We start from the raw sequence: 24,991 nt of genomic DNA on the forward strand, positions 1-24,991 counted from the left end.
TTCCTTGTAGTTTGCAACCATGTTGCAAGGCTAGCCCCATCCTCCGCTCTTCACCGGTGAGTTCCGGCCGATATCGGACGGACCGTCAGGTGTGGCGCCGGACCGCGGTGCCGCCGCGAACTCGGCCATCCCGGCGGGGAACGGCACCTGCGGGCGCCAGCCGAGTTCGGCGCGCAGCCGGGAGGAGTCGGCGGTGATGTGCCGGACGTCGCCCAGGCGGTACTCGCCGGTCACCAGCGGTGCCGGGCCGCCGTACGCCGCCGCCAGCGCCCCGGCCATCTCGCCGATCGTGCGGACCTCGCCGCTGCCCACGTTGTAGGCGCGGGAGCTACCCGGCGCGCGGGCGGCAAGGGCCTCCAGCGCGGCGAGGTTGGCCGCGGCGACGTCCTCGACGTGGACGAAGTCCCGGCGCTGGCCGCCGTCCTCGAACACCCGGGGGGCCTCGCCCCGGGCCAGCGCCGAGCGGAACAGCGAGGCGACCCCCGCGTACGGGGTGTCGCGCGGCATGCCCGGGCCGTACACGTTGTGGTAGCGGAGCGTCAGGACGGCGCCCTGGCAGGCCCGGGCCCACACGGAGGCCAGGTGCTCCTGGGCGAGCTTGGTGGCCGCGTACACGCTGCGCGGGTCGGCCGGGGCGTCCTCGGCGACCAGGCCGGGGCTCAGGGCGCGGCCGCAGACCGGGCAGGGCGGCTCGAAGCGCCCGGCCTCCAGGTCGGCCGGGCGGCGCGGGCCCGGGGCCACGTCGCCGTGCGCGGGGCAGCGGTAGCGGCCCTCCCCGTACACCACCATCGAGCCGGCCAGGACGAGCCGGCGGACACCGGCGCGGGCCATCGCGGCGAGCAGGACGGCCGTGCCGAGGTCGTTGCAGCCCGCGTAGGCGGGGGCGTCGTCGAGGTCCAGCCCGAGGCCGACCATCGCCGCCTGGTGGCAGACCGCGTCCACCCCGGCCAGCGCCCGCTGCACGGCGGCGGCGTCCCGGACGTCCCCCTGCTCGAAGGCCACGCCCCCGGGCAGTTCGGGGGCCCGCCCCGAGCGGTGGACGGCGGGCAGCAGCGCGTCCAGCACCCGCACCCCGTGCCCGGCCGCGACCAGTGCGCGGACCACGGCCGACCCGATGAACCCGGCTCCGCCGGTGACCAGAATCTCCATGCCGCCGACGCTAGCCGCGCGGTGCGGCGGATCGGGCGTGGACGGACCGGCCGTCAGGGATCGGTAATCCTCCCGGCGTAACCGGCGTAACCGGCGTAACCGGCGTGACCGGCGTGACCGGTGTCACGGTCGATCGCCGCCCGATCCGATCCGGCGTTCAACTGGCGTTCGCCGGAAGAACCTTCCCCGGTGGCCCGGGCGCCCGGTTCGGCTGGGACTCTCCAGGGCGTTTCCCGGAGCCTTGGAGGCGGCAGTGTCACATCCCTCGCGCAGAACGGTCCTTCGGACGGGTACCGCGGCCGGTGCGCTGGCTGCGCTGCCCGCGTCCGCCCTCCTCTGGACGCAGCCGGCCCTGGCGGGCACCCCCGGACCGGAGCAGATCCACCTCCAGTGGGGCAACGAGCCGTCCCGCGAGATGACCGTCTCCTGGGCGACGGCCGCCAGCGTGCGCCGCCCCCGGGTGCGGATCGGCACCCCCCGCGGCGGCGCCGGCCACACCGTGGACGCCGAGACCCGCACCTACGTCGACGGGCTCAACAAGGTCGAGACGTACACCCACCACGTCCGCCTGGACGGCCTGCGGCCCGACACCACGTACGTCTACGAGGTGCTGCACGACGGCTCCGGCCCGGTGCGCGGCACCTTCCGCACGGCGCCCGCGCGTGGCCGGGCCGCGTTCCGCTTCACCAGCTTCGGCGATCTCGGCACCGGCGACGACGTGTTCAGCAAGTCCTCGATCCACGGCGCCGCCGCCGTCCGCCAGGTCGAGCAGTTCGCGCCGCTGTTCCACCTGCTCAACGGCGACCTCGCGTACGCCAACAACAACCCGCAGCGCCAGCCGCAGTGCTGGAACGCGTTCATGAACAACCTCGCCAAGTCGGCCGCCAGTCGGCCCTGGATGCCCGCGCCCGGCAACCACGAGGTCGAGGCCGGCGGCGGGGACCTCGGCTACGCCTCCTACCTGACGCGCTTCGAACTGCCCGACAACGGCACCCGCGACTACTGCGGCAACTGGTACAGCTTCCAGGTCGGTTCGGTGCTGTTCGTCAGCCTCGACGGCAACGAGATCGCCGTCGAGGACGACGCCAGCCTCGACCCGTCCACCGGCCTGTCCATCTACATCAGCGACTACAGCGAGGGCGCCCAACTCCGCTGGCTGGAACGCACCCTGGCGCGCGCCCGGCGCGGCCGCGCGGTGGACTGGGTCGTCGTCAACCTGCACCAGTTCGCGATGTCCTCCTCGGCCGCCAGCCACGGCGGTGACATGGGCATCCGCGAGAAGCTGCTGCCGCTGCTCGACCGCTACGGCGTCGACCTCGTCCTGGCCGGGCACGACCACGACTACGAGCGCACCCACCCCGTCCGCGGCACCGAGCCGGGCGGCCTGCTCACCCCGGCCGTCGCCGACGACGACCTGCGCCGGATCGACACCTCGCAGGGCACCGTCCACCTGATCCTCGGTGGCGGCGGCACCGCCGGCCACGACGACGTCTACCTGCCCGCCGACGCGGACGGCGTCCGCCAGGCCTCCGTGCGCACCCAGCGGCTCACCTTCAAGGCCGACCCGGACGCCAAGGAGAAGGCCCACTGGTCCGCGGTCACCGACCCGGACACCGCCTTCCCCTACGGCGTCGCGGTCTTCGACGTCGACCCCGGGCCGCTGCCGGGCGGCCGCACCACCATCACCGTCAGCTACTACCACTCCCCGTCCGCCACCGCGGCCAACCCGTTCCCGACGCCGGTGCTCTTCGACCGCTTCACCCTGTACCGCGACCGCAGCGACGGCTGGGGCGACCGGGACCGGAGCGACGACCGGAACGACGAGCAGGGCGAGGACGAGAACACCGGCTCCGAGGTCGGCGCCGGGCGCCGGTAACGCCTCGCGTCCCTGAGGGGCCCGTCGCGCGTACCGCGCGGCGGGCCCCTCGTCCGTTCAGACGGTTCCGGGGACGGCGGCCGAGCGGGCGCCGGTCCATGCGGGGTGAGTGGTGACGGAGGGTCGTCGCGGCGGCCCGGCCCGGTGGTGACGGTCGGTCGGCGGCGGGTTGGGCCGGTGGTGATGCCGGGTCACCGCCGCGCTGGGCCGTTGGTGACGGCGGGTCGCCGCCGTGGCTGGGCTGTCCGTGCGACGGGTCCCCGCCTCGGCGCGCGGGCCACTGGCGGGGCGGTTAGCGTCGGCCGCAACACGGTTTCAGTTATGGGAGGTTGGCAGTGCAGCGGTGGATCATTGTGACGGCCCTCACCACGGCCCTCGGCGGGCTCACGGCACCCGCCCTGGCCGCCGACCCGGCGCCGGCCGCGGCTTCGGTGGCCGCCCCGGCCCGGGTGCGGGACGGGGACGCGGCCCCCACGGGCGTCACTCTCGGTGAGGCCCGGATCGACCCGAAGGTGCCCGGCCGGGTCCGGGTCGACGTCGAGTACGTCTGCGGGGTCGCGGAGGAGGCCCGGTCGCTCACCGTCTCGGTCGAGCAGCGGGACCCGGAGGACACCTCCTCGATGGCCTTCGGCTCCAGCCGGACGGCCGAGGCGGACGTGATCTGCGACGGCACGGCGCGGCAGCGGCAGCTCGTCGTCCAGTCCAAGACGGTCAACTGGATCCCGGGCGCGGACGCCGTCCTGATCGCCACGGTCTCCGACCTCGGCGCCACCCCGCCCGCGTCCTCCGACGCCCGGCGGGTCCCGCTCTTCGGCTCCTGATGCGTCCGCGGGCCCGGGCCGTGGCCGCCGTGCTCCTCGGCGCCGCCCTCGCCGCCTGCTCCGTCCGCGTGGGCGGCCCGGACTCAGGCCCGGACTCGGGCTCGACCTCAGTCGCGACCTCGGGCGTGACCTCGGGCCCGGGGCCGACCGGGTCCGTTTCGGCGACCCCGGCCGCCTCGCCGTCCTCGGCCACCGCTCCCGCCCCGGGGGTGGTGGCCATCAGGGACTTCGCGTTCGAGCCGGCCGACTTCACCATCCGCCCGGGCGCCGTCGTCACGGTCCGCAACGCCGACACCGTCGACCACACCCTCACCGCCCAGGACCGCAGTTTCGACACCGGCACCATTGCCCCGGGCGCGTCCGCGACCTTCACCGCGCCGGCCCGGCCGGGCGCCTCCTCGTACCTGTGCACCCTGCACCACTTCATGCGGGGGATCCTGACGGTGTCCTGAGCCGACCGGTCCGTCGGCCGCGCGGGTGCCGGCCGCTCCTGAATCGCAAGCCCACAGGTGAACGGGGCTGCTGCTATCCGCCGCCATGTTCTACAGTTCTGTAGAACTAGGAGAACAGTGAACGGGGGCACGGCATGGACAGGCCGCTTCGACTGCCGCAGCAGGATCGGGCCGACTTCGAGACGGAACTGGGGAGGGCGCTGGCCGGGTCGCAGGTGCGGGCGGCCCTGCGGGCGGTGGGGGACGAGGGGCCGGGGGTGGAGCGGTTGCGGCGGAGCGCCCGGGAGAACGCGGAGTTCGTGCTGGCGGCGGCGGCGCCCGAGTACGAGCGGTACGCGGCGCTGCGGGCGGACCAGGACGCGGTGGCGCGGCTGCCGGTGGACGAGCCGGGGCGGCAGCGGGTGTCCGGGTGGTGGGGGGTGCTGGGGGTGATCGTGCCGATCGTCGCCGGGGTGGCCGCCGCGATCTTCCTGCTGCTCGGGTACGCGCTGGGGCTGGCGGACGACGCCGAGGTGCTGGGGCACGCGCTGGTCGGCGCCGGGTGGGTGGCGGCCGGGGTGGCCGCGCTGAGCCTGCTGGTGGGCGGACTGGGACTGCTGGGCGCGGCCTCGCGGTCGAGGTCGGCGGAGTCCGGCGGGGAGACCGGCGTGCTGGGGGAGCTGGGGCTGGCGCGGGACGCCTGGCGGTCGGCGCTGGCGGAGCGCGGCCTGGTGCCGTTCCTGCTGGCGCAGGCGGGCGCGGGGGCGCCCGGCCGGCGCCGCTGACGCCGTCGGCTCAGTCGTGGCGGGTGCGGGCGGCGTCGACGAGGAGGTGGGCGGCGTCGAGCGGGATGCCGAGTCGGCGGGCGATCCACGGGGCCGGGCGGCCGGCCCGGGCGAGCATCCAGGCGGAGTACAACTGGCCCAGCTGCGGGGCCTGGTGGGCGAGGAGGAGTGGGCGCACGGCGTCCATCGGGAAGTCTTCGAGGGCGCGGGCGCTGTACTCGCGGCCGTTGGGGCCGGGCGGGGGTAACGGGAGTGGGCGGCGGGTGTCGAGCCAGCGTCCGAGCAGCACCGCGCCGACCGCCAGGAGGCCGGAGCCGGAGGCGCCGATCAGGACGGCGTTGATGACCGGGCGGTCCTCCTCCTCGGCCAGGCCGAGGGCGAGTTCCTCGGCGACGAGCAGGGCGAGGACGGTGAGCAGCACCGCGGCTTCGGCGGGGCGCGGGTAGGGCCGGGACGTCGTCATGGGATACCTCTCCTCGGCGGGGGAGACCGGGGCGGGCGAAGGGGCCGCGGACGGCGGTGGCGGCAGGGCCGACGTGTGGGACGTGGCGCCAAGAAGACTTGACGTTGCGTCAGGAAGTCCGGGCGACGGGCGTGTTCACCGTCTCGACCGTGCTCACCGTCTGCCGGAGGCGGACCGGGGTATGCGGGGGTGGGGGTGGGTGGTGCGGCCCGCACTGCTGCTGTCCATGCGTCTCGCCTCCTTCCGGTCGGGCGCGCCATGCTGGTGCGTTCGTCGACGGGGCAAGGGGGGGTCATCCTCGGACTTCGGGACAGCATAGCCCGGGCCTCACGCCAACTTCGACACCCTTGTCGAAGTTGGCGCCGGTGGGAGAGCCCGCCGTTGGACGATCGACCAGGTGGGGCCGGGTGCGGCTGATGTGCGGGCCCACTCGCGCCCGGCCGGTCGCCGCCGCTTCAATCGCCGTACCGAAGGAACGGGACCGGCCGGGGGCGATGGAGCGACATGGATCTGAACACGGTGGCCGACCGGAGGGAGTGACGTTCGGTCCCGCCCTGGTTACCCTGGGTCGCGCCGTCGGACGCGCCCAGGGAGGCCGGATGGGACTCACCAGTCACAAGCTGCTGGCGCTGGCGGCGCTGTTCGCGGTGTGCACGGTGCTCGGCACGCTCTGGGTCTGGCCCCGGCTGGCCGTCCGCAGCTGGCCCGCGGTGTTCCTGCGGCTCGGGACGATCGCCGTCACCCAGTTCGCGCTGCTGGCCACCCTCGGGCTCGCCGTCAACGACGACTTCGTGTTCTACAGCAGTTGGTCCGACCTGTTCGGGCGCGACCGCGGGGCGGGCGTCATCCAGGCGGGCGGCCCGTCTGCCAGCCCGACCGTCGTTCCGTCCGGAGGGCCTGGCGGCACCCCCGGCGGCACCCCGGCCGAGGTGCCCGCCGGGGTGCAGGTGCTCGGCACCGCCGAGATCACCGGCGCGGACGGGGCCGACCGCGGCCCGGCCACCATCGGGCGGCTCGACCGGGTGCGGCTGCCCGGCGGCACCACCGGGCTCAGCACCGACGGGTACGTCTACCTGCCGCCGCAGTACTTCCGGCCCGGCGCCGAGACCCGGCACTTCCCGGCCGTGCTGGTGATGACCGGCTTCCCGGGGGACGCCGCCAACCTGGTCACCAAGCTGCGCTACCCGGCGTACGAACTCGACCTGCTGCGCCGGGGGGCGATGAAGCCGACCGTCCTGGTGCTGGTGCGCCCCTCGCCGTCGATGCCGCGCGACAGCGAGTGCGAGGACGTCCCGAACGGCCCGCAGGCCCAGCGCTACTTCACCACCGACGTGCCGGCCGACCTGCGGGCCTCCTACCGGGTGCTCGACGGCACCGGCAGCCTCGGCGTGATCGGCGACTCCACCGGGGGCTACTGCGCCGTCAAGCTCGGCATGGTCCACCCGGAGACCTTCCCGGTGGCGGTCTCGCTGTCCGGCTACTTCAAGGCCGCCGAGGACGTGACCACCGGCGACCTCTTCGGCGGCAGCCGGCAGCGGCGCGACGAGGCCGACCTGAACTGGCGCCTGGCCCACCTGCCGATGCCCGCCCTGGCCGTGCTCCTCGCCGACAGCAAGGAGGACGGCCACGGCTACGCCGACTCCGTGGCCTTCGCCGCGGCCGCCCGCCCGCCGCTGGTGGTCGCCCAGGCCACCGTGGAGACCGGCGGGCACAACTTCACCACCTGGACCAGGCTGCTCCCGCCGTCGCTGACCTGGTTGAGCGACCACCTGCACGACCCGCAGTGACACCAGCCGCGCGGCGGGCACGCGCCGGGCACGTTCTGGTGCCGACGGCCGGACGGCGGCCGAGAACGTCGGCGGGGTGGTCACTCCTGAGCCATTGTGTGGCAGGAGGGTTGCCGGGGGCTCAACTTCAGGATAGGCAAACCTAAGTGCTTTCGGTTCGGGGGTGAGGACGCGCGGAATGACTGTGACCGAGAACCCGACCGCCCGGGTCGACCGGCTCGCCATCGCCCTCGCGGATGGCACCCCGCTGCTCGCCCCGGTCAGCCTCGATCTGCGCCCCGGACGCGTGCACGCCGTCACCGGCCCCTCGGGCGCGGGCAAGACCACCCTGCTGCACGCCCTCGCCGGAGCCCTGCCCCCGGGCGCCCGGGCCACCGGGCTGGTCACCGTCCTCGGCCAGGACGTCCTCTCCCTCGCTCCCGAAGCGCTGCGCCGGTTGCGCCGTCACCGGCTCGCCTTCCTCGGCCAGGACCAGGGTTCGGGCCTCAACCCCCGGCCGCGGGTCGCCGGACTGCCCGCCGGGGCCGCCGCCGACCGCGGCCCCGAAGCCGTGGGCGACCTGCTCGCCCGGGTCCGACTGCCCGCCGACCAGCGGCTCGAACGCCGCCTCCCCGGCGCCCTCGCCCTCCCAGGTGCCCCCTCCGGCGGTCAGCAGCGCCGCGTCGCCCTCACCCGGGCCCTCGCCCGCCGCCCCGACCTGCTGCTCCTCGACGAACCCGGCGCCGGCCTGGACTCCGCCCTGCGGGACGAGATCGCCGACCTGTTGCGCGAACTCGCCCGCCGGCACGGCATCGCCGTCGCGCTCGCCAGCCACGACGCCGCCTTCGTCGCCCGCTGCGCCGACGAGGTGCTCGTCCTCGCCCCGGCCCGCCCCGGGGCGGGCGGCGGCGCCATCCGGACCGGGGCCGGCCGTACGTCCGGACCGGTCGCGGCGCGCACCGCCGTCGGGCTGGCCGCGCTCGGCGTCGAAGCCCACGTCGGGTACGGGCGCGGGCGGCGCCGGATCCTCACCGGGGTCGACCTGCACCTCGCGCCCGGCAGCTGCACCGGCATCATCGGCCCCTCCGGCGCGGGCAAGACCACCCTCGTCCGGGTCCTCGCCGGGCTCCACCCGCCCACCGGCGGCACCCTCACCCTGGACGGCGCCCCGCTGGCCGGCTCGCACCACGCCCGCACCCGCGAGCAGCGCCGCCGCGTCCAACTCGTCCCGCAGAACCCGCTCGGCGCGCTCAACCCGGCCCGGACGGTCGGCGCCACCCTCACCCGTCCGCTGAGGCTGCACCACACCACCCCGCACGAGCAGTGCCCCGGCCGGGTCGCCGAACTGCTGGCCGCCGTCGGCCTTCCCGCCGACCTGGCCGCCCGGCACCCGCCCGAGCTGTCCGGCGGCCAGCGTCAACGCGTCGCCATCGCCCGGGCGTTGGCGGCCGAGCCGGACGTCCTGCTGTGCGACGAGGTGACCTCCGGGCTGGACGCCGACACGGCCGCGGGCATCGTGACCCTGCTGGGCCGGCTGCGCGCCGAGCGCGGGGTGGCGCTGGCGCTGATCAGCCACGACCTACCGCTGGTGCGCGAACACGCGGACGCGGTGGTGCAGTTGGGGGAGGTGCCGGGGCGGGCCCGGACCAGGGGCCCTGGACCGGCGGGCCCGGGCGCGATGGCGCCCGCCGGCTCGGCGTGGGTGAGGTGACGCGTCGAGCCGGCGGGCGGGTTCGGGGGAGCTGCTCAGGGCCTGTCCGGCGAGATCCGGGGGACACGCCCCAGCTAGGCGCGCCCCAGCAGCGGGAGCGGTGCCCCGGTGCGGGCGGGGAGTTCGAGCCGGGTCAGCAGCGCGGAGGGCGACACCTCGACCACCCGGCAGCCCGCGCGGTGGCGGCAGTGCCGGGCCACCGAGCCGTGCCGCAGCCGGTCGAACCGTCGGCGGGTGGCGGCGCCGAGGACCAGCAGGTCCTCCGGCCCGGTGACGGCGCCGACCAGGGCCGGCCCGGGCTCGGCCTTGACCACCAGCGGGTGGATGACCAGCCCGGCCGGGTAGCCGCCGTAGGCCTGCTCGAAGGCGATGTCCAGCCGCCGCCGGGCGGCGTGCTCCAGTTCGGACAGCGGGCGCAGGCCGTCGCGTTCGCCCGCGTTCCACGCGGCCACCGGCACCAGCACGGCCTCGCTGCGGGCCGCCTCGCCGACGGCGTGGTAGAGGGCGGCCAGACTGCTCAGTGATCCGCTCAGGCCGACGATCACTCGGGTGGTCCCGGTCATGGCCGTTCGCCTCCGTTTCTCCGGTCGGGTACTCCCGGTTCCGTACTCCTTGGTTCGGATGATTCCAGTGAACCCCGGAACCGGTCCGTCCGTACCGCCGCTGATGGCTCCATGACGCCGGTCGCACACTTCTTGACGGCCTTCTGACAGCTCCGGCGCGCCGTGCGGCTCAGCCGAGGCCCGGCACGAACTGGATCAGCAGGTCGATCGCCTTGATGCCGAGGAACGGCAGGATCAGCCCGCCCAGCCCGTACACCCGCAGGTTGCGGCGGAGCAGGTCGGTGGCGGAGGCGGGCTGGTAGCGGACGCCGCGCAGGGCCAGCGGGATCAGGGCGACGATGATCAGCGCGTTGAAGATGATCGCGGAGGCGATCGCCGAGGTCGGGCTGTGCAGTTCCATGATGTTGAGGTGGTGCAGCCCGGGGTAGGCGTTCGCGAACATCGCGGGGATGATCGCGAAGAACTTGGCCACGTCGTTGGTGATCGAGAAGGTGGTCAACGCACCGCGGGTGATGAGGAGTTGCTTGCCGACCCGGATGATGTCGATCAGCTTCGCCGGGTTGGAGTCGAGGTCGACCATGTTGCCGGCCTCCTTGGCGGCCGGGGTGCCGGAGTTCATCGCGACCCCGACGTCGGCCTGGGCGAGCGCGGGGGCGTCGTTGGTGCCGTCGCCGGTCATCGCGACCATGTTCCCGGCGGCCTGCTCGCGGCGCAGGTGGGCGAGCTTGTCCTCGGGGGTGGCCTCGGCGAGGAAGTCGTCCACCCCGGCCTCGGCGGCGATGGCGCGGGCGGTGAGCGGGTTGTCGCCGGTGACCATGACGGTGCGGATGCCCATCCTGCGCAGCTCGGCGAAGCGCTCGGCGATGCCCTCCTTCACCACGTCCTTGAGTTCGACCACGCCCAGCGCGCGGGCGCCGTGCCGGTCGTGGACGGCGACCAGCAGCGGGGTGCCGCCGGCCTCGGCGATCCGGTCCACCAGCGGCTTGGCCTCCATCGGCATCCGCCCGCCGGACTCCACCACCCAGCGGGCGACGGTGCCGGCGGCGCCCTTGCGGATCAGGCAGTTCGTCCCGTCGGGCCAGGTCAGGTCGACGCCGCTCATCCGGCTGTGTGCGGTGAACGGGACGGGCCGCTGCTCGCCGAGTTCGCCGGGGGCGCGGGGCGGCACCCAGTACTGACGGTTCGTCAGTTCGACGAGCGAGCGCCCCTCGGGGGTCTCGTCCGCGACGGAGGCCAACTGGGCGGCCTCGGCGAGCTGTTCGGTGCTCGCGCCGGGCAGCGGGTGCAGTGCGACAGCCCGGCGGTTGCCGTGGGTGATGGTGCCGGTCTTGTCGAGCAGCAGCACGTCGACGTCCCCGGCGGCCTCGACGGCCCGGCCGGAGAGGGCGACGACGTTGCGCTGGACCAGCCGGTCCATCCCGGCGATGCCGATCGCGGACAGCAGCGCGCCGATGGTGGTCGGGATGAGCGCGACCATCAGGGCGACCAGCACCACGGTGGTCTGCGGCGCGTGCGCGTAGATCGCCATCGGCTGGAGCGAGACCACCGAGAGCAGGAAGACGATGGTGAGCGAGGCGAGCAGGATGTTGAGCGCGATCTCGTTCGGGGTCTTCTGCCGGTTGGCGCCCTCCACCAGGGCGATCATGCGGTCGACGAAGCTCTGCCCGGGCCGGGAGGTGACCCGGACGACCAGGTGGTCGGAAAGCACCCTGGTGCCGCCGGTGACGCCGGTGCGGTCACCGCCGGACTCGCGGATCACCGGCGCGGACTCCCCGGTGATCGCCGACTCGTCGACGGAGGCCACCCCCTCGACCACCTCGCCGTCCTGCGGCACGACCTCGCCGGCCGGCACCAGCACCACGTCGTGCAGCATCAACTGCTCGGCGGGGATCACCTCGTGGCGGTGGTCGCGGGTGCCGACCCGCCAGTGCAGCAGCCGCCGGGCGGTGGTCCCGGCCTGGGTGCGGCGCAGCGACTCGGCCTGAGCCTTGCCCCGGCTCTCGGCGACGGCCTCGGCGAGGTTGGCGAACAGCACGGTCAGCCAGAGCCAGAAGCCGATCACCCAGGCGAACACGCTCGGGTGGATCACCGCGCTGAGCGTGGTGAGCGCGGAGCCGGTCTCCACCACGAGCATCACCGGGTTGCGCATCATGGTGCGCGGGTGGAGCTTGCGGACGGCGGCGGGCAGGGCCTCGGTGAGCTGGCGGCGGGTGATGAGCCGGCGGCGGCCGCCGTCCGGGCCGGTCGGCCGGTGGCTCGGGTGGTGCTGCGGTTGGTGCGGCCGGTCGTCCGGTCGGTCGTGCGGGGGTCGCTCGCGGACGCCGTCCGGGCGGCGGAACCAGTCGGTTCGGGGCGTGGTGGTGTCCGGGGGAGTGAGGGCCGAACGGCGCATCGTCTCGGAAGACCTTCCGGGCCGCCCCGGGCTGCGGGGCAACGGGGCGGCGGACTCGGTGGCGGCGGGGACGGCGGCCAGCCCACCACCGGATCCGCGCCCGCCACGCGCCTCTTGACGCGGGCTTGGCGTGCGGGCGGCCGTCCTTGACGGCTCCCTGACATCCGGACCGGGTGGGCGTTCGGGTGGGCGTACGGACGTTCGGGGGCGGGTGCGGCCGTACGGGTGATGGCCGGGGCGGCGGATGTCAGGAAGGCGTCAAGGACGCACGGCGGAGCGTAGGCCACGCGTCAAGGCCCGGTGCGATCGGCGTTCGGTGGGCATCCACTGGAACCGAGGGCCGCACCACGGCGGCCCGCCCGAGCCCGAGGAGCCACCCGTGAGCAGCACGATCGTCACCGCCGTCGACCAGTCGCCGCGCCGCCTGGTCCGCCTGGTGCCCGCCGGTGTCCGGCAGGACCGGCAGGAGCGGCAGGAGCGGCAGGAGCTTCAGGACAGCCCCGAGCCGCCCGAACCGGCGCCCTCGTCCACGGTCGGCCACGACCGCGGCCGCCCGGCGCACTGCCGGATCGCGATGCAGTTCGAGGACTGACCCCCGCCCACCGCGTGCCGCACCCCCGCCCCGCCCCGTAGGAGTACCGCCATGACGCAGCTGACCGCCCCGTCCGTCCCCTCCGCCGTCCCCGCCCCCTCCACCGGCACCTCCACCGCCCGCCCCGACGCCCCGGCCGTCGACGCGCTCGGCGGCCCCTGGCCGGCCTCGGCGCGGCCCGGCCCCGGCGGCGACGTGCTGGTCGGCGGGGTGGGGCTGGCGGAGGCGGCCGAGCGGTTCGGCACCCCGCTGTACGTCCTGGACGAGGCCGAGGTGCGCAACCGCGCCCGGGCGTACCGGCGGGCGCTGCCGCACGCCGAGGTGCTGTACGCCGCCAAGGCGTTCCTGTGCAGCGCGATGGCCGACTGGGTGGCCGAGGAGGGCCTGGGCCTGGACGTCTGCTCCTCCGGCGAGCTGTGGCTGGCCGCCTCGGCAGGCTTCCCGGCGCAGCGGATCCTGCTGCACGGCAACGCCAAGTCCCCGGAGGAACTGCGGCTGGCCCGGCGGCTGCGGGTCGGGCGGATCGTGATCGACGGACCGGCGGAGATCGCCCGGCTGGCCGCCCTGGTGGCCGCCGACACCCCGCAGCGGGTACTCGTCCGGGTCGTCCCGGGGATCGCCGCCGGGCACCACACGGCGGTCCAGACGGGAGTGGGCGGGCAGAAGTTCGGCTTCCCGATCGAGGGCGGCGACGCGGCCGACGCGATCGCCCGGGTGCTCGACCAGCCCGGGCTCGAACTGGCCGGCCTGCACTGCCACCTGGGCTCGCAGATCACCGAGGTCGAGCCCTACCTCCAGGCGGTGGACGCGCTGGTGCGGCTGCTCGCGGAGATCCGGGAGCAGCACGGCGTGGAACTGCCCGAACTGGACCTCGGCGGCGGTCACGGCATCCGCTACCTGCCGGGGGACGCCGAGTTCGACGTCGCCGACTTCGCCGTCCGGGTGACCGACCGGCTGGCGGTGCGCTGCGCCGAGGCGGGCCTGGAGGTGCCGCGGCTGATCGTCGAGCCCGGCCGCGCGCTGGCCGGCCCGGCCGCCGTCGCCGTGTACCGGGTGCTGTCGGTGAAGCACACCGCGGACGGCCACTGCTTCGCCGCCGTGGACGGCGGGATGAGCGACAACCCGCGCCCGGCGCTGTACGGATCGCCGTACAGCGTCCGCCTGGTGGGCCGCCGTTCGGAGGCGGGCGCGGCCCGGGTGGACGTGGTGGGCCGGCACTGCGAGGCCGGCGACGTGCTGGTCCGTGACGCCGTGCTGCCCGCCGACCTGCGTGCGGGGGACCTGCTGGCCGTCCCGGCGGCCGGGGCGTACCAGTTGTCGATGGCCTCCGGCTACAACCTGGTCGGCCGCCCGGCGGTGGCCGCCGTCAAGGACGGCCGGGCCCGCCTGCTGATCCGCCGGGAGACGGTCGAGGACTTCCGCCTCCGCGAGGTCGGCCGGTAGCCGAATACCGTTGCGCGAGAAGTCGGCCCCGCCGACTTCTCACGCAGCTCTGGTAGCTAGAAGGCCGTGTGGATCAGCCAGTGGTCCAGCAAAGCGCGGTCGCCCGTCACCGTCACCCGGTCGTCCTGCGGTGGGAGGCGGCGGGAGAGCACCAGCATGAGGTCCGCCACCGCGCCCGACACCACCACGTCGGCCTCGACCCGCCCGCGCTCCCACCGCAGCGCCTCGGGCGCCCTGGTGACCACCCAGCCCTCCGTGGACCTCGGCCGGAACCCGACCCGCTCGCCCCGGCCGCGCAGCTCGGCGACCGCAGGCCTGACCGACTCGAAGGCCGGCGTGCACAGCAGGTCGAGGTTCTCGCTGATCACGTCGGCCGCGAGGTCGTCGGCGATCTCGAACGCGGTGCCCGTCGCCGACGCCGCGTCGTAGTGATGGACGCAGGTGTCGCTCAGCTGCCTGCGGAGCCAGAATGCCGCCGGCCGTGGCCCGAAGAACGTGGGCAACTCGGTGTCCGCGCCGGTCTCCTGGACCGCGCGGACCAGGTCCTCCGCGCCCTCGCGCAGCCACCGAGCCCACCCGTCCGGGGCGCCGGGATCGGCCTGCCACGGGTCGGGGGCGGGCAACTGCTCGCGCGTGCGCACGAGTTCGGCCGCCCACCGGTGCTCCTGGCCGACGTGCCCGACGAGGGTGCGCAGCGGCCACTGCGGGCAGGTGGGCACCGGGGTGTCCGGGTCCCTTCCGGCGACCGCGCGGCCTGTCCTCGCGCTCTGCTCCCGCAGGCCCTCCACGAGCCGTGCGGTGTCCAGTGTTGATGTCATGACGGCGCTCCTCTCTCGGGGTTACCTGGGTACGGTAGGAACTCCAGTCCGGTGGAGGTTCAAGTGCCTTTGCTCGATGAGACGTTGGGGATCGGCGAGCTGGCCCGGCTGACCGGCGTGCCGGTGCGGACCATCCGCTTCTACTGCGACGAGGGCATCGTCGACTCGGTGCGCAGCACGGGCGGGCACCGCAGGTTCGACCACGTGGCCGTGGAGCGGCTGGGCCTGGTCAGACGGCTGCGCAGGCTCGGGCTCGGGCTGCCCTCGGTCAGGCAGGTGCTCGCCGGAGAACGTTCCGTGGCCGAGGTCGTCGCGGCCGAGCGGGCCGCGCTCGACGTGCGGCTCGCGGACCTGGCCTGGCGGCGGGCCTCGCTGCGCGCTGTCGAGGAGGCCGGACCGGCCGACCGGGCCGCCAGGCTGGAGCTGCTGGCCGCGATGGAGGGCGGGGGAGCCGCCCGTGACGCGCTGATCGGCTTCTGGAGGCGCGCGATGGCCGCCCCGGTGTCGGAGGCGATGCTCACCGCGTTCGTGGCGATCGCCGTACCCGAGCCGCCCGCCGACCCGACCCCGCCGCAGGTGGTCGCGTTCGCCGAACTGTTCGCCCTGGCCGGTGACCGGGAACTGAGCCGCGGCCTGCTGGCCAGGGCGCGGGCCGGCGCCACGCTGATCGCCGACGAGGACGAGTTGGTGAGCGGGATCGGCGAGGCGTGCGCGCTGGCCCAGCCCCTGGTGCGGGCGGGTGAGCAGCCCCGGGCGGGCCCCGCGCTCGACCGGTTCGTCGCGGCCCACGCCGCCGTCCGCGGCGACCGCGACACCCCGAAGTTCAGGGGCCGCCTGCTGGCTTACGTGGCCGTCGACCGGGACCCGCGGATGCGCCGCTACTGGCGGCTCGTGGCCGAGGCGAGCGGGGATTCGGTCACGGTCGGCCTGTCCTACCTGTGGCTGACCGACTCCCTCGAACGCTCCGCTGCGGGCCTTGGCGGCGCCGCCGGGGTGTGCTGATCGCCGCGCCAGGCCCGTCCGGGTGAACGGCAGCCCGGGTTGCTTCGTCCACGCACCTCGAAGGCGTCAAGCTGGCCGCGAAATCCGTACCCCCGAGGAAAGGCCGGTCGATGGCTCGCGCGCTGATCGTGGTGGATGTGCAGAAGGACTTCTGCGAGGGAGGGAGCGTCCCGGTCGGCGGGGGCGCCGACCGGGCCCGGGCGATCGCCGAGCTGGTCCAGGGCCCGGAGCGGGAGGGCTGGGCGCGGGTGGTCGCGACCCGGGACCACCACATCGACCCGGGCCCGCACTTCTCCGCGCGGCCGGACTTCCGGGAGTCCTTCCCGGTGCACTGCGTGGTCGGCAGCGAGGGCGGCGAGTTCCACCCGTCCTTCGCGCCCGCCGTCGACGCGGGCGCGGTGGACGAGGTGTTCTTCAAGGGCGCGCACTCGGCGTCCAAGAGCGGGTTCGAGGGCTTCGCGGCGGACGGCACCCGGCTCGCCGACTGGCTGCGCGGCCAGGGCGTGGACGCGGTGGACGTGGTCGGGATCGCCACCGACCACTGCGTGAAGGCGACGGCGCTGGACGCCGTGAAGGCTGGGTTCGCGACCAGGGTGCTGCTGGACTACACGGCGGGCGTGGCCACCGACACCACGGTCACCGCCCTCGGCGAACTCCGGCAGGCGGGCGTGGACCTGACGGGCACGCCGGTCGTGCTGGCCGGATGAGGTTTGCGCGAGAAGTCGGCCCGGCCGACTTCTCGCGCAGGTGTGGTTCAGATGTCTCGATGCCCACCCGATCCACGTGTCGCGGGCGGCACTTGAGTGACTGGTTGAGACCGCTTGTGTCGGTCCGTCAGCTGTGGTGTGTGAGATATGTGGTGCAAACACGACCATTTGTGGCGGGTCGCTGTTAGGGTGCCCATCTGAACGCCAACTCTCCATGATGTGAGCGGCATTGGAAGAGAGGGCGTCGACTCCACCTCCGTAGCCGACACCCGAGGAAGCGCGTGAGAGCCGAAGACGTCCCCCTGCTGTTCCAGGAGCTGGCCCGCGAGTTCGCGGACGTGACCGACATGTCAGTGGCGGCGACCGGCTCGTTGGCCCGAGGCGAGCACCGCACCGGGCCCGCCGGCGACATCGTCTCCAACCTCGACCTGATCCACGTCGTGGCCGACGGGGCCGACGTGCCGGAGGTCCGGGCCGTGCTGGGGCGGACGATGCGGCGGATCTCCGACACGTTCCGGATCGAGACGACGTCCGTCATAGCCATGCTCCCGGCGTTCCGGCTGGCCGGTCACGCCCACTACCGGATCAGCATGCGGCCCGAGTGGTTCTGCGACGGCCTCGGGCTCGGGTCGGAGGCCTTCGACCACTCCGGCCACGACGAGGACGACCCGGGCGAGGCGCTGGCCTGGATGATGCAGCCCGTCCCCTACTACCTGGCCAAGGCGACCATCCTGGACCCGACGACCAACCTCGCCAAGGCCCGCAGGGCGGCGATGCGGCTGGCCGACCGGTTCGACCTGGAGGACATCCGCGAGGGCCTCGACGACCTGCCGGGCTCGCTGCGCACCTTGATCGCCAAGCACGACATCACCCCGCTCGAATCCACCGCCCGCTACCTCGCCGCCCCCACCCACCCCGCCATCGCGCAGCTCGTCCGCGACGCGGTCTTCGTCGAGGGCATGGGCCTGTCGTCCGCCGACTCGATGGTCGTCATGCTGCCGTCCGCCCCGAACTGACCCGTACCGGAGAACACCGAATGCCCACCCGGCAGCACGTGGAGATCCTGCCCCCGCACCCGTTGCGGGCCGGCTACGACCGGGCCCTGGCGCGCGGGTCGATAGCCGATGCGTTCCAAAGGCGCCTGGAACCCGCCAACTTCACCCCCGGCTACCTCGGCGCCCTGACCGAGCGGGTCGAACAGGCCCTGGGCCAGGACCCGGGGGACGAGGCCATGCGGTGGCGCCTGGCCTTCCTCCTGCTCCAGAACAACGCCACCGCGGCCGGCGTCGAACGGGCCGGGGAACTGCTCGCCGGCTCCACCCTCCCGCAGGCCGTCCGCCTGGCCCGGCTGGTGGCCGGGATCCGCAGCAGGGCCGACCAGCCGCGTACCGGCCGCCGCGTCCGGCGGGTCAACTGGTCGATCAACAACCGCTGTCCGATGTCCTGCCAGGGCTGCTACAACCCGTTCGCGGCGGAGCAGATCGACCTCGACCAGGCCAGGCGGATCGTCGGGAAGCTGGCCGCGCACGGGACCACCGACCTGGTCCTGGCCGGAGGTGACCCGCTGCTGTGGCCGCCGGTCTTCGACGTGGTTGACCACGCCATCGCCAGTGGTCTCAAGGTCGGCCTCGACACCACCGGCTACACGCTCACCGCCGAGAAGCTCTCCCGGCTCCACGGCCTGTCCTCGCTGCGGCTGCCACTGGACGCCGTCACGCCGGAGGTGCAGCGCGCCTTCCGCCGGAGCCCGGACGACAGGCTCCTCGACGCGCTGCTGGAGTCCCTGGCCCTGTGCGACGCCGAGGGCTTCGACCGGGTGCGGGTGCACACCGTGGCGAGTGCCGAGAACCTCCACCAGCTGCCGGAGCTCGCCGCGGAGGTGCTGTCCCACCCGTCGGTCGCCCAGTGGGTGATCTTCCAGTGGTGGGGCCGGCGGGCCTCGCCGGCCACGGTGCGCAGGCTCGGCGTGGCGGTGGAGGAGGTCCGCGCGGTCGTCGACGGGATCCGGCGCGACCACCCCGGCCGGGAGATCCACCTCGCGGAGAGCAGCGAGCGGGAGCTGCTGAACTGGATGATCCAGTCGAGCGGGCAGGTGGTCACCTTCGGGTCGGGCGCGGAGGAGGAGTTCATCCTGGGCAACCTCCTGACCGACGAGGTCGAGGAGATCCTGACCCATCCGATCCTGGACTTCGAGGCCATGGCGCGGGGGATCCCGGTCACCCCGGGAACCGTGTTCGGCGCTCCGGACGCGGTCCTGGGATAACAGAACGGTTTCGGAGCCCACCCTCTCCGCGCCCAGGTCTTGACGGCGCGGGGAGGGTGGGCGTTTGCTGTGACCCGCTCGTTCGAACCTGTTTGGTTCTGGTTTGTTTTGTGTATTTGAACGTTCAAAACCCTTCAAGCTCCCTCCCCCTGCCTCGCCCTTCCTGCCTCAAACCCTTCCTCGCCACCCCTCAGAGAGGAATGCAATGTCACACCTTTCCCGTCGTGATCTGCTCCGAGCCTCAGGAGCGGGCCTGCTGGCCCTGACCGCCGGCGGCACGCTCGCAGCCTGCGGCGACTCCGGCTCCGGGGGCGCCTCGGGCGGGGACGCCGACACCGGCAACATCACCGTCTGGTCCTGGGCCACGGCAGCCGAAGCCCTGCGCGGGATCGTCCCGGCCTTCGAGAAGGACAACCCGGGGATCACGGTCGACGTCCAGGACATCGGCGAACCGGCCATCTGGGACAAGATCACCGTCGGCCTGGCGGCCGGCGGCCAAGGCCTCGGCGACGTGCTGCACATCGGCTGCGACTACCTGCCCGGATACCAGGAGAAGTTCCCCGGCGGCCTGGCCGACCTCTCCGCGCTCGGCGCCGACGCGCACAAGGACAAGTTCGCCAAGGGCCTGTGGCCCGTCGTCAGCGGCAAGGACGGCCACGCCTACGCACTGCCCTGGGAGGTCAACCCGCTCGGCTTCTTCTACCGCAAGGACTACTTCGACAAGGCGGGCATCGACCCCGAGTCCTTCGCCACCTGGGACGACCTGCTCGCCGTGGCCGACCGTTTCAAGGCCGCCAACCCCGGCGTCGCCCTGATCGGCATCAACAGGGCCGCCAACCCCACCCCCGACCTGGACTTCGTCCAGGCCCTGATGCAGCTCCAGGGCGCCTTCTACTTCGACCTCCAGGGCAAGATCACCGTCGGCTCGGAGGCGGCCGTGCGCGCCCTGACCATCGTCAAGCGGCTGGACGAGGCCGGGCTGATCGGCGACACCCCCGGCGTCCAGAGCTGGCCGCCCGTGATGAAGGCCGGCAAGCTCGCGGTGGCCGCGATGCCCGCCTGGGTCGCGCACTACCTGGAGAAGAAGATCCCCGACCAGAGCGGCAACTGGCGTCTCACCAAGCCCCCGGCGGTCACCCCCGGCGGCAAGCGCACCGCCCTGGTCAACTCCACCCACCTGGCCGTCGCCGCCTCCAGCCCGCGCCGCCGCGCCGCCTGGAAGTTCGTCGAGTACACGGTCACCCGCCCGGCCTCGGTGAACGCCATGTTCAACGCGGGCGGCGTCTTCCCGGCCCTCACCGAGGCCTACACCGACCCGCTGTACGCCGCGCCGAGCGCCTACTACGGCGGGCAGCCGGTGCTCAGGACCTTCGCCGACCTCGCCACCGAGGGCGGCTACCCCACCAACTACTCCGGTGACTACGCCCGCGCCCTCAAGCTCGTCAGCGACGCCCAGGTCAAGGTCCTCCTCAAGGGCGCCGACCCGGCCGCCGTCCTCCAGGACGCCGCCAAGCAGCTCGCCCAGCAGACCGGGCGCGGTATCGCATGAGTGCCGCCAGCCCGCCCGCCGCCCTCTCCAGGAGGTCCGCAGCGCGGCGCCGGTCCCGCCGGCGGCGCGCCGCCGTACCGTACCTGCTGCTCGCGCCCGCCCTGCTGACCTTCGGCGTGTTCAAGGCCTACCCGGTCGTCGAGTCGCTGCTGCTCTCCTTCACCACCGGCTCCGGCGCCGCCACCCGCGACGCAGGCCTCGCCAACTACCGGCGCCTGCTGGACGACCCGCTGTTCTGGACGGCCCTGTCCAACACCGGCGAGATCCTCGTCATGCAGGTCCCGCTGATGCTCGGACTGGCCCTGCTGATGGCCGTCGGCATCAACTCCGCGGTGGTGCGCTGGCGCACGGTGTGGCGCCTCGGCGTCTTCATGCCCTCGGTCACCGGCCTGGTCGCCACCGGCGTGATCTTCGCCTACCTGCTCAAGACCGACGACGGTGCGGTCAACTGGGTGCTGAACGCCGTCGGCCTGCCCTCCGTCGACTGGCTGGGCCAGCCCGTCTGGGCCCGGGCGGCCGTCGTCGTGGTGCTCACCTGGCACTACACCGGATACAACGCCGTCATCTACCTCGCCGGACTCCAGTCCATTCCACGGGAGTTGTACGAGGCCGCGATGGTCGACGGCGCCGGACCGATCCGCCGCTTCACCTCCGTCACCGTCCCCGCGCTGCGCCCGGTGCTGCTGTTCACGGTCGTGCTCTCGACCATCGGAACGCTCCAGCTCTTCGACGAGCCGTACGTACTGACCGGCGGCGGGCCGGACAACGCCACCCTGACCGTCTCCATGTACCTGTACCAGAACGGCTTCCGGTACTACGACTTCGGCTACGCCTCCGCCGTCGCCTACGCGCTCACCCTGCTCGTGACGGTGCTCGGCGCCGTCCAGATGCGCCTGATGGGAGAGCGCGACAAGTGACCTCCCAAAGCGATACCTCCCAAAGCGATACCTCCCAAAGCGATACCTCCAAGAGCGATACCCCCCAGAGCGAGGCCTCCGAGCGCGTGAACCCCCTCAAGAAGCTGCGCGGCTGGCCGCTGACCTTCCTCCTCGCCGGCATCACCGGGCTGTCGATCGCCCCCTTCTACTGGCTGGTGGTCTCCGCCACCCGCAAGGACACCGAGGTCTTCGACTGGCCGCCCAAGCTGCTGCCCGGCGGGAGCCTCGGCGAGAACCTGAGCCACCTGGAGCAGAAGATCGGCCTGCTCAGGGTCGTCGGGAACTCCCTGCTGGTGGCGGGGGTCCAGACGCTGGGCGCCCTCGTGGTGGCGCTGCTCGCGGGCTACGCCTTCGCCAAGTTCCGCTTCCGCGGCCGGACCCTGCTGTTCGCCCTGCTGTTCTCCACCCTCGTGGTGCCCGAACAGGTCATGCTGGTACCGCTGTTCAAGATGATGACGAACTTCGGCCTGCTGGACACCTACCAGGCGCTGATCCTGCCCGGCCTGTGCGTGCCCTTCGCCATCTTCCTGATGCGGCAGTCGCTGAGCAGCCTGCCGGACGAACTCCTGGACGCCGCCCGGGTCGACGGCGCGGGCGAGTTCCGGGTGCTGTTCAGCGTGGTGGTACCGGTCATGAGGCCCGTGCTGGCAGCCCTCTCGATCTTCCTCTTCCTCGGCTCCTGGAACCAGTTCGTCTGGCCGCTGATCGCTCTGCGCAGCCCCGGGATGCACACCCTGCCGGTCGCCCTCGCGACCCTGCACGGCAACAAGAGCAACACCGACTACGGCGCGATCCTCTCCGGCACCGCGCTGTCCACCCTGCCGATGATGGTCCTCTTCCTGGTCCTCCAGCGGCAGTTCATCTCCGGCCTGCTGGCCGGCGCCACGAAGGGCTGAACATGACCGAGATCTGGGAACCGCACGCCCCCGCCGTCGCCGGCGGCCTGCGTTCGCTCTACGTAGAGGGCCTGGACCTGCGGGTCAGCGGGAACGCGAGCGCCCGCGGGGCGGGTGACGGAATCGTCGAGGTGACCGCCGAAGGGACGGGCGACGTCCGGATCGAGTGGCGGGTGCCGTGCGTGGACGCCACCGCGTTCTGGACGCCCGAGCCGCGCGGCACCGGCTGGCTGCCCGCCGCGTGGAGCGCTCCGCGCCGCACCAGCCTGGCCAACGGCGCCCCGATCGCCGCCCTGATCGGCACCGGCGACCTCGCGATCTGCGCCTTCGCGGCCGAGCGCGCCGACGTTCTGGCCGGCGCCGGAGTGCTGGAGGAGACCGGGGAGTTCCGGTTCTGGGCGCAGGCCGCCGGCCGGCTGACCGTCCGCATCGACACATCCCGCCGGCACTTCGCCCGCTGCCTGGCCGGCCTCGCCGCCTGGTGGTGGACCGACCGCGAGGCCGACATCCCCGAGGCCGCGCGCCGCCCCGCGTACTCCACCTGGTACTCGATGCACCAGGACGTCACGCCCAAGGGCGTCGAGACCCAGGCCGCGCTCGGCAAGGAGCTCGGCATGGACGTCATCATCGTCGACGACGGCTGGATGACCGCCGACCGCACCCGCGGCTACGCGCACTGCGGGGACTGGGAGCCGGTCTCGCTGCCCGACACCGCCGCCCACGTCCAGCGCGTCCACGACCTCGGCGTGCAGTACCTGCTCTGGTACGCGCTGCCGTTCATCGGCAAGGACAGCGCAGCCTTCGAGGCGATCGGCCGCTACGCGCTCGCCGACGCCGCCCACATGGGCGCGGTCGTCGCCGACCCGCGCTACCCCGAGGTCCGCGAGTTCCTGACCGGCCGGCTCGCCCGCGCCGTCGAGGAGTGGGGCATGGACGGACTGAAGGTCGACTTCGTCGACTGGTTCGCCCGCGCCGACGCGCCGGAGGCCGGGCCCGAGGCCGACTGCGCCACCGTGGACGAGGGCGTCGAGCGGCTGCTCGCCGCCATCCGCCGCCGGATCACCGCGGTCAAGCCGGGGGCGATGATCGAGCACCGCCAGCCGTACGTCAGCCCCGGCCTGTGGCCGTACGTCACCATGGTCCGCGCCACCGACTGCCCGCTCAGCCCGCAGGAGAACCGGCAGCGCACCATCGACGTGCGGCTCGCCGCCGGGCCCGTCCCGGTCCACGCCGACATGCTGATGTGGCACCCGGCCGAGCCGCCCGAGCAGATCGCCTGCCACCTGATCAACGTGCTGTTCTCGGTGCCGCAGGTCTCCGTCGACCTCGCGGCGCAGAGCCCCGGGCAGCGCGAGGCGATCGCCTTCTGGCTCGGCGTCTTCCGCGAGCACGTCGCCACCCTGCAGCTCGGCGAGCTGCGCCCGGCCCGGCCGGACCTCGGCTACCCGATGGTCACCGCCGTCGGCGGCGGCACCGTCGCGGTGGCCCGCTACGCCGCGCTGCCGGTGGACGTCTCCGGCGCGGACTGGCGCACCCTGCTGGTCGCCAACGCCGACGCCGACCCGGACGTCCGGCTCACCGGCGGCGGCGGGACGGCCGAGGCCACCGTGCAGGACGCCCGAGGGCGTATCGTCCGGCAGGGCGAGGTCGAGCTCGACCGGGCGGGCGGCATCACCGTGCCGCGCGGTGGGCTGCTGACCCTGCGCCGTCCGTAGAACCGAGCAGTGGAACCGAGCACCCGTCAGACCCGAGCAGCCGTCCTGGAGCCTCCGATGCCCGAGGGAACACCCCGACCGCGCCGCGGCGCCACCACCATCGAGGAGGTGGCCCGCGCGGCCGGGGTGTCCCGGCAGACCGTCTCCAACGCGCTCAACGCCCCCCAGCGGGTCCGCCCGGACACGCTGGCCCGGGTGACCGCGGCGATCCGCGAACTCGGCTACCAGCCCGACCAGTCGGCGCGTTCGCTGCGCAGCGGCGCCCGGCGCACCCTCGGCTACCTCGCCCCGGTGGACGACCCGTTCGACCCCAACCCGCTGATGGCCGGCTTCCTGGAGGCGCTGGTCGACGCGGCGGGGGCGCAGGGGCAGCGGGTGCTGCTGTTCCGTCCGGGGCAGGGTGCGGCCGAGAGCGGGGTCCAGCGGGCGGCCGGCCCGCTGGCGGCCATCGACGAACTGGTGGCGGCCCGTCAGGTCGACGGGCTGGTGCTGGCGGACGTGCTGGGCGATGACCCCCGGATCGGGCACGTCGTCCGGGCCGGCCTCCCGTTCGTCGCCTTCGGACGGACGGGCCCGGGGCAGCCCCAGCACTGGGTCGACATCGCCAACGACACGGCGATGGCCGTGGTGGTGCGGCATCTGGCGGGGCTCGGCCACCGCCGGATCGGGTACGTCGGCCGCGCCGAGGACCTGCCGTGGATGGCCGCCCGGCGGGCGGGCTTCCTCGCCGAGGCGGCCCGGCTGGGCCTGTCCGCGGTGACGGCGGCGCGGCCGGACGTCGCGGCCGTGCGGGAGCTGCTGCGCGGGCCCGAGCGGCCGACGGCCTTCGCGGCGGGCAGCGACCTGCTGGCGCTGGACGTCTACGAGGCGGTCCGGGCGGAGGGATCGGCGGTCGGGCCGGCGGGGGTGGCGGTCACCGGTTTCCACGACACGCCGCTCTGCCGCCACCTGCACCCCGCGCTGACCTCGGTGCGGCTCCCGCTGCGGGCGATCGCCGCCGCCCTGGTGGAGCGGCTGCTCGGCCAGGTGCGCGGGGAGGCGCCGCCGGCGGGCGGTCTTGAGCTGGCCGCCGAGCTGGTGGTGCGGGCGAGTTCCCGGACGGGTCCGTAGG

22 protein-coding genes are annotated in these 24,991 nt (G+C 73.9%); 17 read left to right on the forward strand and 5 right to left on the reverse strand.

Going from position 1 to position 24,991, the window contains the following annotated elements; genetic code table 11:
* Positions 1-30 precede the first annotated feature (30 nt).
* Positions 31-1,149: an NAD-dependent epimerase/dehydratase family protein gene (locus AB0P03_RS35495; protein WP_363632701.1), complete on the reverse strand. Its 1,119-nt coding sequence runs from the start codon at positions 1,147-1,149 to the stop codon at positions 31-33.
* A 253-nt stretch (positions 1,150-1,402) separates the two neighbouring features.
* On the opposite strand from AB0P03_RS35495, the gene AB0P03_RS35500 reads away from it, so the two are divergent.
* The 4 genes from AB0P03_RS35500 (at position 1,403) to AB0P03_RS35515 (ending at position 5,062) form a co-directional block, all read left to right on the forward strand.
* Complete coding sequence (locus AB0P03_RS35500) at positions 1,403-3,025, forward strand: metallophosphoesterase family protein (RefSeq protein WP_363632703.1); 1,623 nt, start codon at positions 1,403-1,405, stop codon at positions 3,023-3,025.
* A gap of 335 nt (positions 3,026-3,360) precedes the next feature.
* On the forward strand, positions 3,361-3,846 hold the full coding sequence (locus AB0P03_RS35505; RefSeq protein ID WP_363632705.1) for a hypothetical protein: 486 nt from the start codon (positions 3,361-3,363) through the stop codon (positions 3,844-3,846).
* A gap of 20 nt (positions 3,847-3,866) precedes the next feature.
* Positions 3,867-4,298, forward strand: coding sequence for a cupredoxin domain-containing protein (locus AB0P03_RS35510; protein ID WP_363632707.1), 432 nt, complete (start codon positions 3,867-3,869; stop codon positions 4,296-4,298).
* 134 nt (positions 4,299-4,432) lie between these two features.
* Positions 4,433-5,062: a hypothetical protein gene (locus tag AB0P03_RS35515; RefSeq protein ID WP_363618474.1), complete on the forward strand. Its 630-nt coding sequence runs from the start codon at positions 4,433-4,435 to the stop codon at positions 5,060-5,062.
* Positions 5,063-5,072: 10 nt separating this feature from the next.
* Here AB0P03_RS35515 and AB0P03_RS35520 read toward each other — a convergent pair whose 3' ends face one another.
* A complete protein-coding gene (locus AB0P03_RS35520; protein ID WP_363579906.1) occupies positions 5,073-5,525 on the reverse strand; it encodes a hypothetical protein in 453 nt (150 codons plus the stop codon).
* Between the two features lie 599 nt (positions 5,526-6,124).
* Here AB0P03_RS35520 and AB0P03_RS35525 point away from each other — a divergent pair.
* Together AB0P03_RS35525 and AB0P03_RS35530 are read left to right on the forward strand one after the other, a co-directional pair.
* The gene (locus AB0P03_RS35525; RefSeq protein WP_363632708.1) at positions 6,125-7,312 is read left to right on the forward strand and encodes an alpha/beta hydrolase-fold protein; all 1,188 of its coding nucleotides are present in this window, start codon (positions 6,125-6,127) and stop codon (positions 7,310-7,312) included.
* Positions 7,313-7,490: 178 nt separating this feature from the next.
* Entirely contained in the window at positions 7,491-9,002 is a 1,512-nt protein-coding gene (locus AB0P03_RS35530; RefSeq protein ID WP_363632710.1) for an ATP-binding cassette domain-containing protein, read from the forward strand.
* 74 nt (positions 9,003-9,076) lie between these two features.
* Here AB0P03_RS35530 and AB0P03_RS35535 read toward each other — a convergent pair whose 3' ends face one another.
* Together AB0P03_RS35535 and kdpB are read right to left on the reverse strand one after the other, a co-directional pair.
* Positions 9,077-9,565 carry a universal stress protein gene (locus tag AB0P03_RS35535; protein ID WP_063346559.1) on the reverse strand — a complete coding sequence of 163 codons (489 nt, stop codon included), beginning with the start codon at positions 9,563-9,565 and terminating at the stop codon, positions 9,077-9,079.
* Between the two features lie 169 nt (positions 9,566-9,734).
* A complete protein-coding gene (gene kdpB, locus AB0P03_RS35540; RefSeq protein ID WP_363632712.1) occupies positions 9,735-11,957 on the reverse strand; it encodes a potassium-transporting ATPase subunit KdpB in 2,223 nt (740 codons plus the stop codon).
* A gap of 379 nt (positions 11,958-12,336) precedes the next feature.
* Here kdpB and AB0P03_RS35545 point away from each other — a divergent pair, with 379 nt between their 5' ends.
* Positions 12,337-12,549 carry a hypothetical protein gene (locus tag AB0P03_RS35545; protein ID WP_363632714.1) on the forward strand — a complete coding sequence of 71 codons (213 nt, stop codon included), beginning with the start codon at positions 12,337-12,339 and terminating at the stop codon, positions 12,547-12,549.
* Between the two features lie 51 nt (positions 12,550-12,600).
* A complete protein-coding gene (gene lysA / locus AB0P03_RS35550; protein ID WP_363579911.1) occupies positions 12,601-13,992 on the forward strand; it encodes a diaminopimelate decarboxylase in 1,392 nt (463 codons plus the stop codon).
* A gap of 56 nt (positions 13,993-14,048) precedes the next feature.
* On the opposite strand, the gene AB0P03_RS35555 is transcribed toward lysA, so the two are convergent.
* Positions 14,049-14,810, reverse strand: a complete 762-nt coding sequence (locus AB0P03_RS35555) for a maleylpyruvate isomerase family mycothiol-dependent enzyme (RefSeq protein ID WP_363579912.1) — start codon at positions 14,808-14,810, stop codon at positions 14,049-14,051.
* Positions 14,811-14,873: 63 nt separating this feature from the next.
* Here AB0P03_RS35555 and AB0P03_RS35560 point away from each other — a divergent pair, with 63 nt between their 5' ends.
* The 9 genes from AB0P03_RS35560 to AB0P03_RS35600 all read left to right on the forward strand — a co-directional run bounded on the left by AB0P03_RS35560 (position 14,874) and on the right by AB0P03_RS35600 (position 24,990).
* Positions 14,874-15,812 (forward strand): MerR family transcriptional regulator, encoded by a 939-nt coding sequence (locus tag AB0P03_RS35560; RefSeq protein WP_363632716.1) that lies wholly within the window; start codon positions 14,874-14,876, stop codon positions 15,810-15,812.
* A gap of 110 nt (positions 15,813-15,922) precedes the next feature.
* Positions 15,923-16,519 (forward strand): isochorismatase family protein, encoded by a 597-nt coding sequence (locus tag AB0P03_RS35565; RefSeq protein WP_363626198.1) that lies wholly within the window; start codon positions 15,923-15,925, stop codon positions 16,517-16,519.
* Between the two features lie 281 nt (positions 16,520-16,800).
* Complete coding sequence (locus AB0P03_RS35570; RefSeq protein ID WP_363632717.1) at positions 16,801-17,535, forward strand: hypothetical protein; 735 nt, start codon at positions 16,801-16,803, stop codon at positions 17,533-17,535.
* Positions 17,536-17,555: 20 nt separating this feature from the next.
* Entirely contained in the window at positions 17,556-18,782 is a 1,227-nt protein-coding gene (locus AB0P03_RS35575; protein WP_363579916.1) for a radical SAM protein, read from the forward strand.
* Positions 18,783-18,987: 205 nt separating this feature from the next.
* Complete coding sequence (locus AB0P03_RS35580) at positions 18,988-20,331, forward strand: extracellular solute-binding protein (protein WP_363632719.1); 1,344 nt, start codon at positions 18,988-18,990, stop codon at positions 20,329-20,331.
* The gene (locus AB0P03_RS35585; protein ID WP_363579918.1) at positions 20,328-21,248 is read left to right on the forward strand and encodes a sugar ABC transporter permease; all 921 of its coding nucleotides are present in this window, start codon (positions 20,328-20,330) and stop codon (positions 21,246-21,248) included. Before AB0P03_RS35580 ends, AB0P03_RS35585 begins: the two co-directional genes overlap by 4 nt.
* Positions 21,249-21,334: 86 nt before the next feature.
* A complete protein-coding gene (locus tag AB0P03_RS35590) occupies positions 21,335-22,165 on the forward strand; it encodes a carbohydrate ABC transporter permease (RefSeq protein ID WP_363579919.1) in 831 nt (276 codons plus the stop codon).
* Between the two features lie 2 nt (positions 22,166-22,167).
* Positions 22,168-23,880 (forward strand): glycoside hydrolase family 36 protein, encoded by a 1,713-nt coding sequence (locus tag AB0P03_RS35595; protein ID WP_363632721.1) that lies wholly within the window; start codon positions 22,168-22,170, stop codon positions 23,878-23,880.
* 57 nt (positions 23,881-23,937) lie between these two features.
* The gene (locus AB0P03_RS35600; protein WP_363632722.1) at positions 23,938-24,990 is read left to right on the forward strand and encodes a LacI family DNA-binding transcriptional regulator; all 1,053 of its coding nucleotides are present in this window, start codon (positions 23,938-23,940) and stop codon (positions 24,988-24,990) included.
* The last annotated feature ends 1 nt before the right edge of the window (position 24,991 follow it).

Source organism: Kitasatospora sp. NPDC088779 (genome assembly GCF_040685395.1).
Classification (GTDB): domain Bacteria; phylum Actinomycetota; class Actinomycetes; order Streptomycetales; family Streptomycetaceae; genus Kitasatospora.

Bases quoted from the DNA above. Each gene is read 5' to 3' on its own strand.
- AB0P03_RS35495 (WP_363632701.1), bottom strand. From the start codon at position 1,149: ATGGAGATTCTGGTCACCGGCGGAGCCGGGTTCATCGGGTCGGCCGTG.
- AB0P03_RS35515 (WP_363618474.1), top strand. From the start codon at position 4,433: ATGGACAGGCCGCTTCGACTGCCGCAGCAGGATCGGGCCGACTTCGAG.
- AB0P03_RS35520 (WP_363579906.1), bottom strand. From the start codon at position 5,525: ATGACGACGTCCCGGCCCTACCCGCGCCCCGCCGAAGCCGCGGTGCTG.
- AB0P03_RS35525 (WP_363632708.1), top strand. From the start codon at position 6,125: ATGGGACTCACCAGTCACAAGCTGCTGGCGCTGGCGGCGCTGTTCGCG.
- AB0P03_RS35530 (WP_363632710.1), top strand. From the start codon at position 7,491: ATGACTGTGACCGAGAACCCGACCGCCCGGGTCGACCGGCTCGCCATC.
- AB0P03_RS35535 (WP_063346559.1), bottom strand. From the start codon at position 9,565: ATGACCGGGACCACCCGAGTGATCGTCGGCCTGAGCGGATCACTGAGC.
- kdpB (WP_363632712.1), bottom strand. From the start codon at position 11,957: ATGCGCCGTTCGGCCCTCACTCCCCCGGACACCACCACGCCCCGAACC.
- lysA (WP_363579911.1), top strand. From the start codon at position 12,601: ATGACGCAGCTGACCGCCCCGTCCGTCCCCTCCGCCGTCCCCGCCCCC.
- AB0P03_RS35555 (WP_363579912.1), bottom strand. From the start codon at position 14,810: ATGACATCAACACTGGACACCGCACGGCTCGTGGAGGGCCTGCGGGAG.
- AB0P03_RS35565 (WP_363626198.1), top strand. From the start codon at position 15,923: ATGGCTCGCGCGCTGATCGTGGTGGATGTGCAGAAGGACTTCTGCGAG.
- AB0P03_RS35575 (WP_363579916.1), top strand. From the start codon at position 17,556: ATGCCCACCCGGCAGCACGTGGAGATCCTGCCCCCGCACCCGTTGCGG.
- AB0P03_RS35580 (WP_363632719.1), top strand. From the start codon at position 18,988: ATGTCACACCTTTCCCGTCGTGATCTGCTCCGAGCCTCAGGAGCGGGC.
- AB0P03_RS35585 (WP_363579918.1), top strand. From the start codon at position 20,328: ATGAGTGCCGCCAGCCCGCCCGCCGCCCTCTCCAGGAGGTCCGCAGCG.
- AB0P03_RS35595 (WP_363632721.1), top strand. From the start codon at position 22,168: ATGACCGAGATCTGGGAACCGCACGCCCCCGCCGTCGCCGGCGGCCTG.
- AB0P03_RS35600 (WP_363632722.1), top strand. From the start codon at position 23,938: ATGCCCGAGGGAACACCCCGACCGCGCCGCGGCGCCACCACCATCGAG.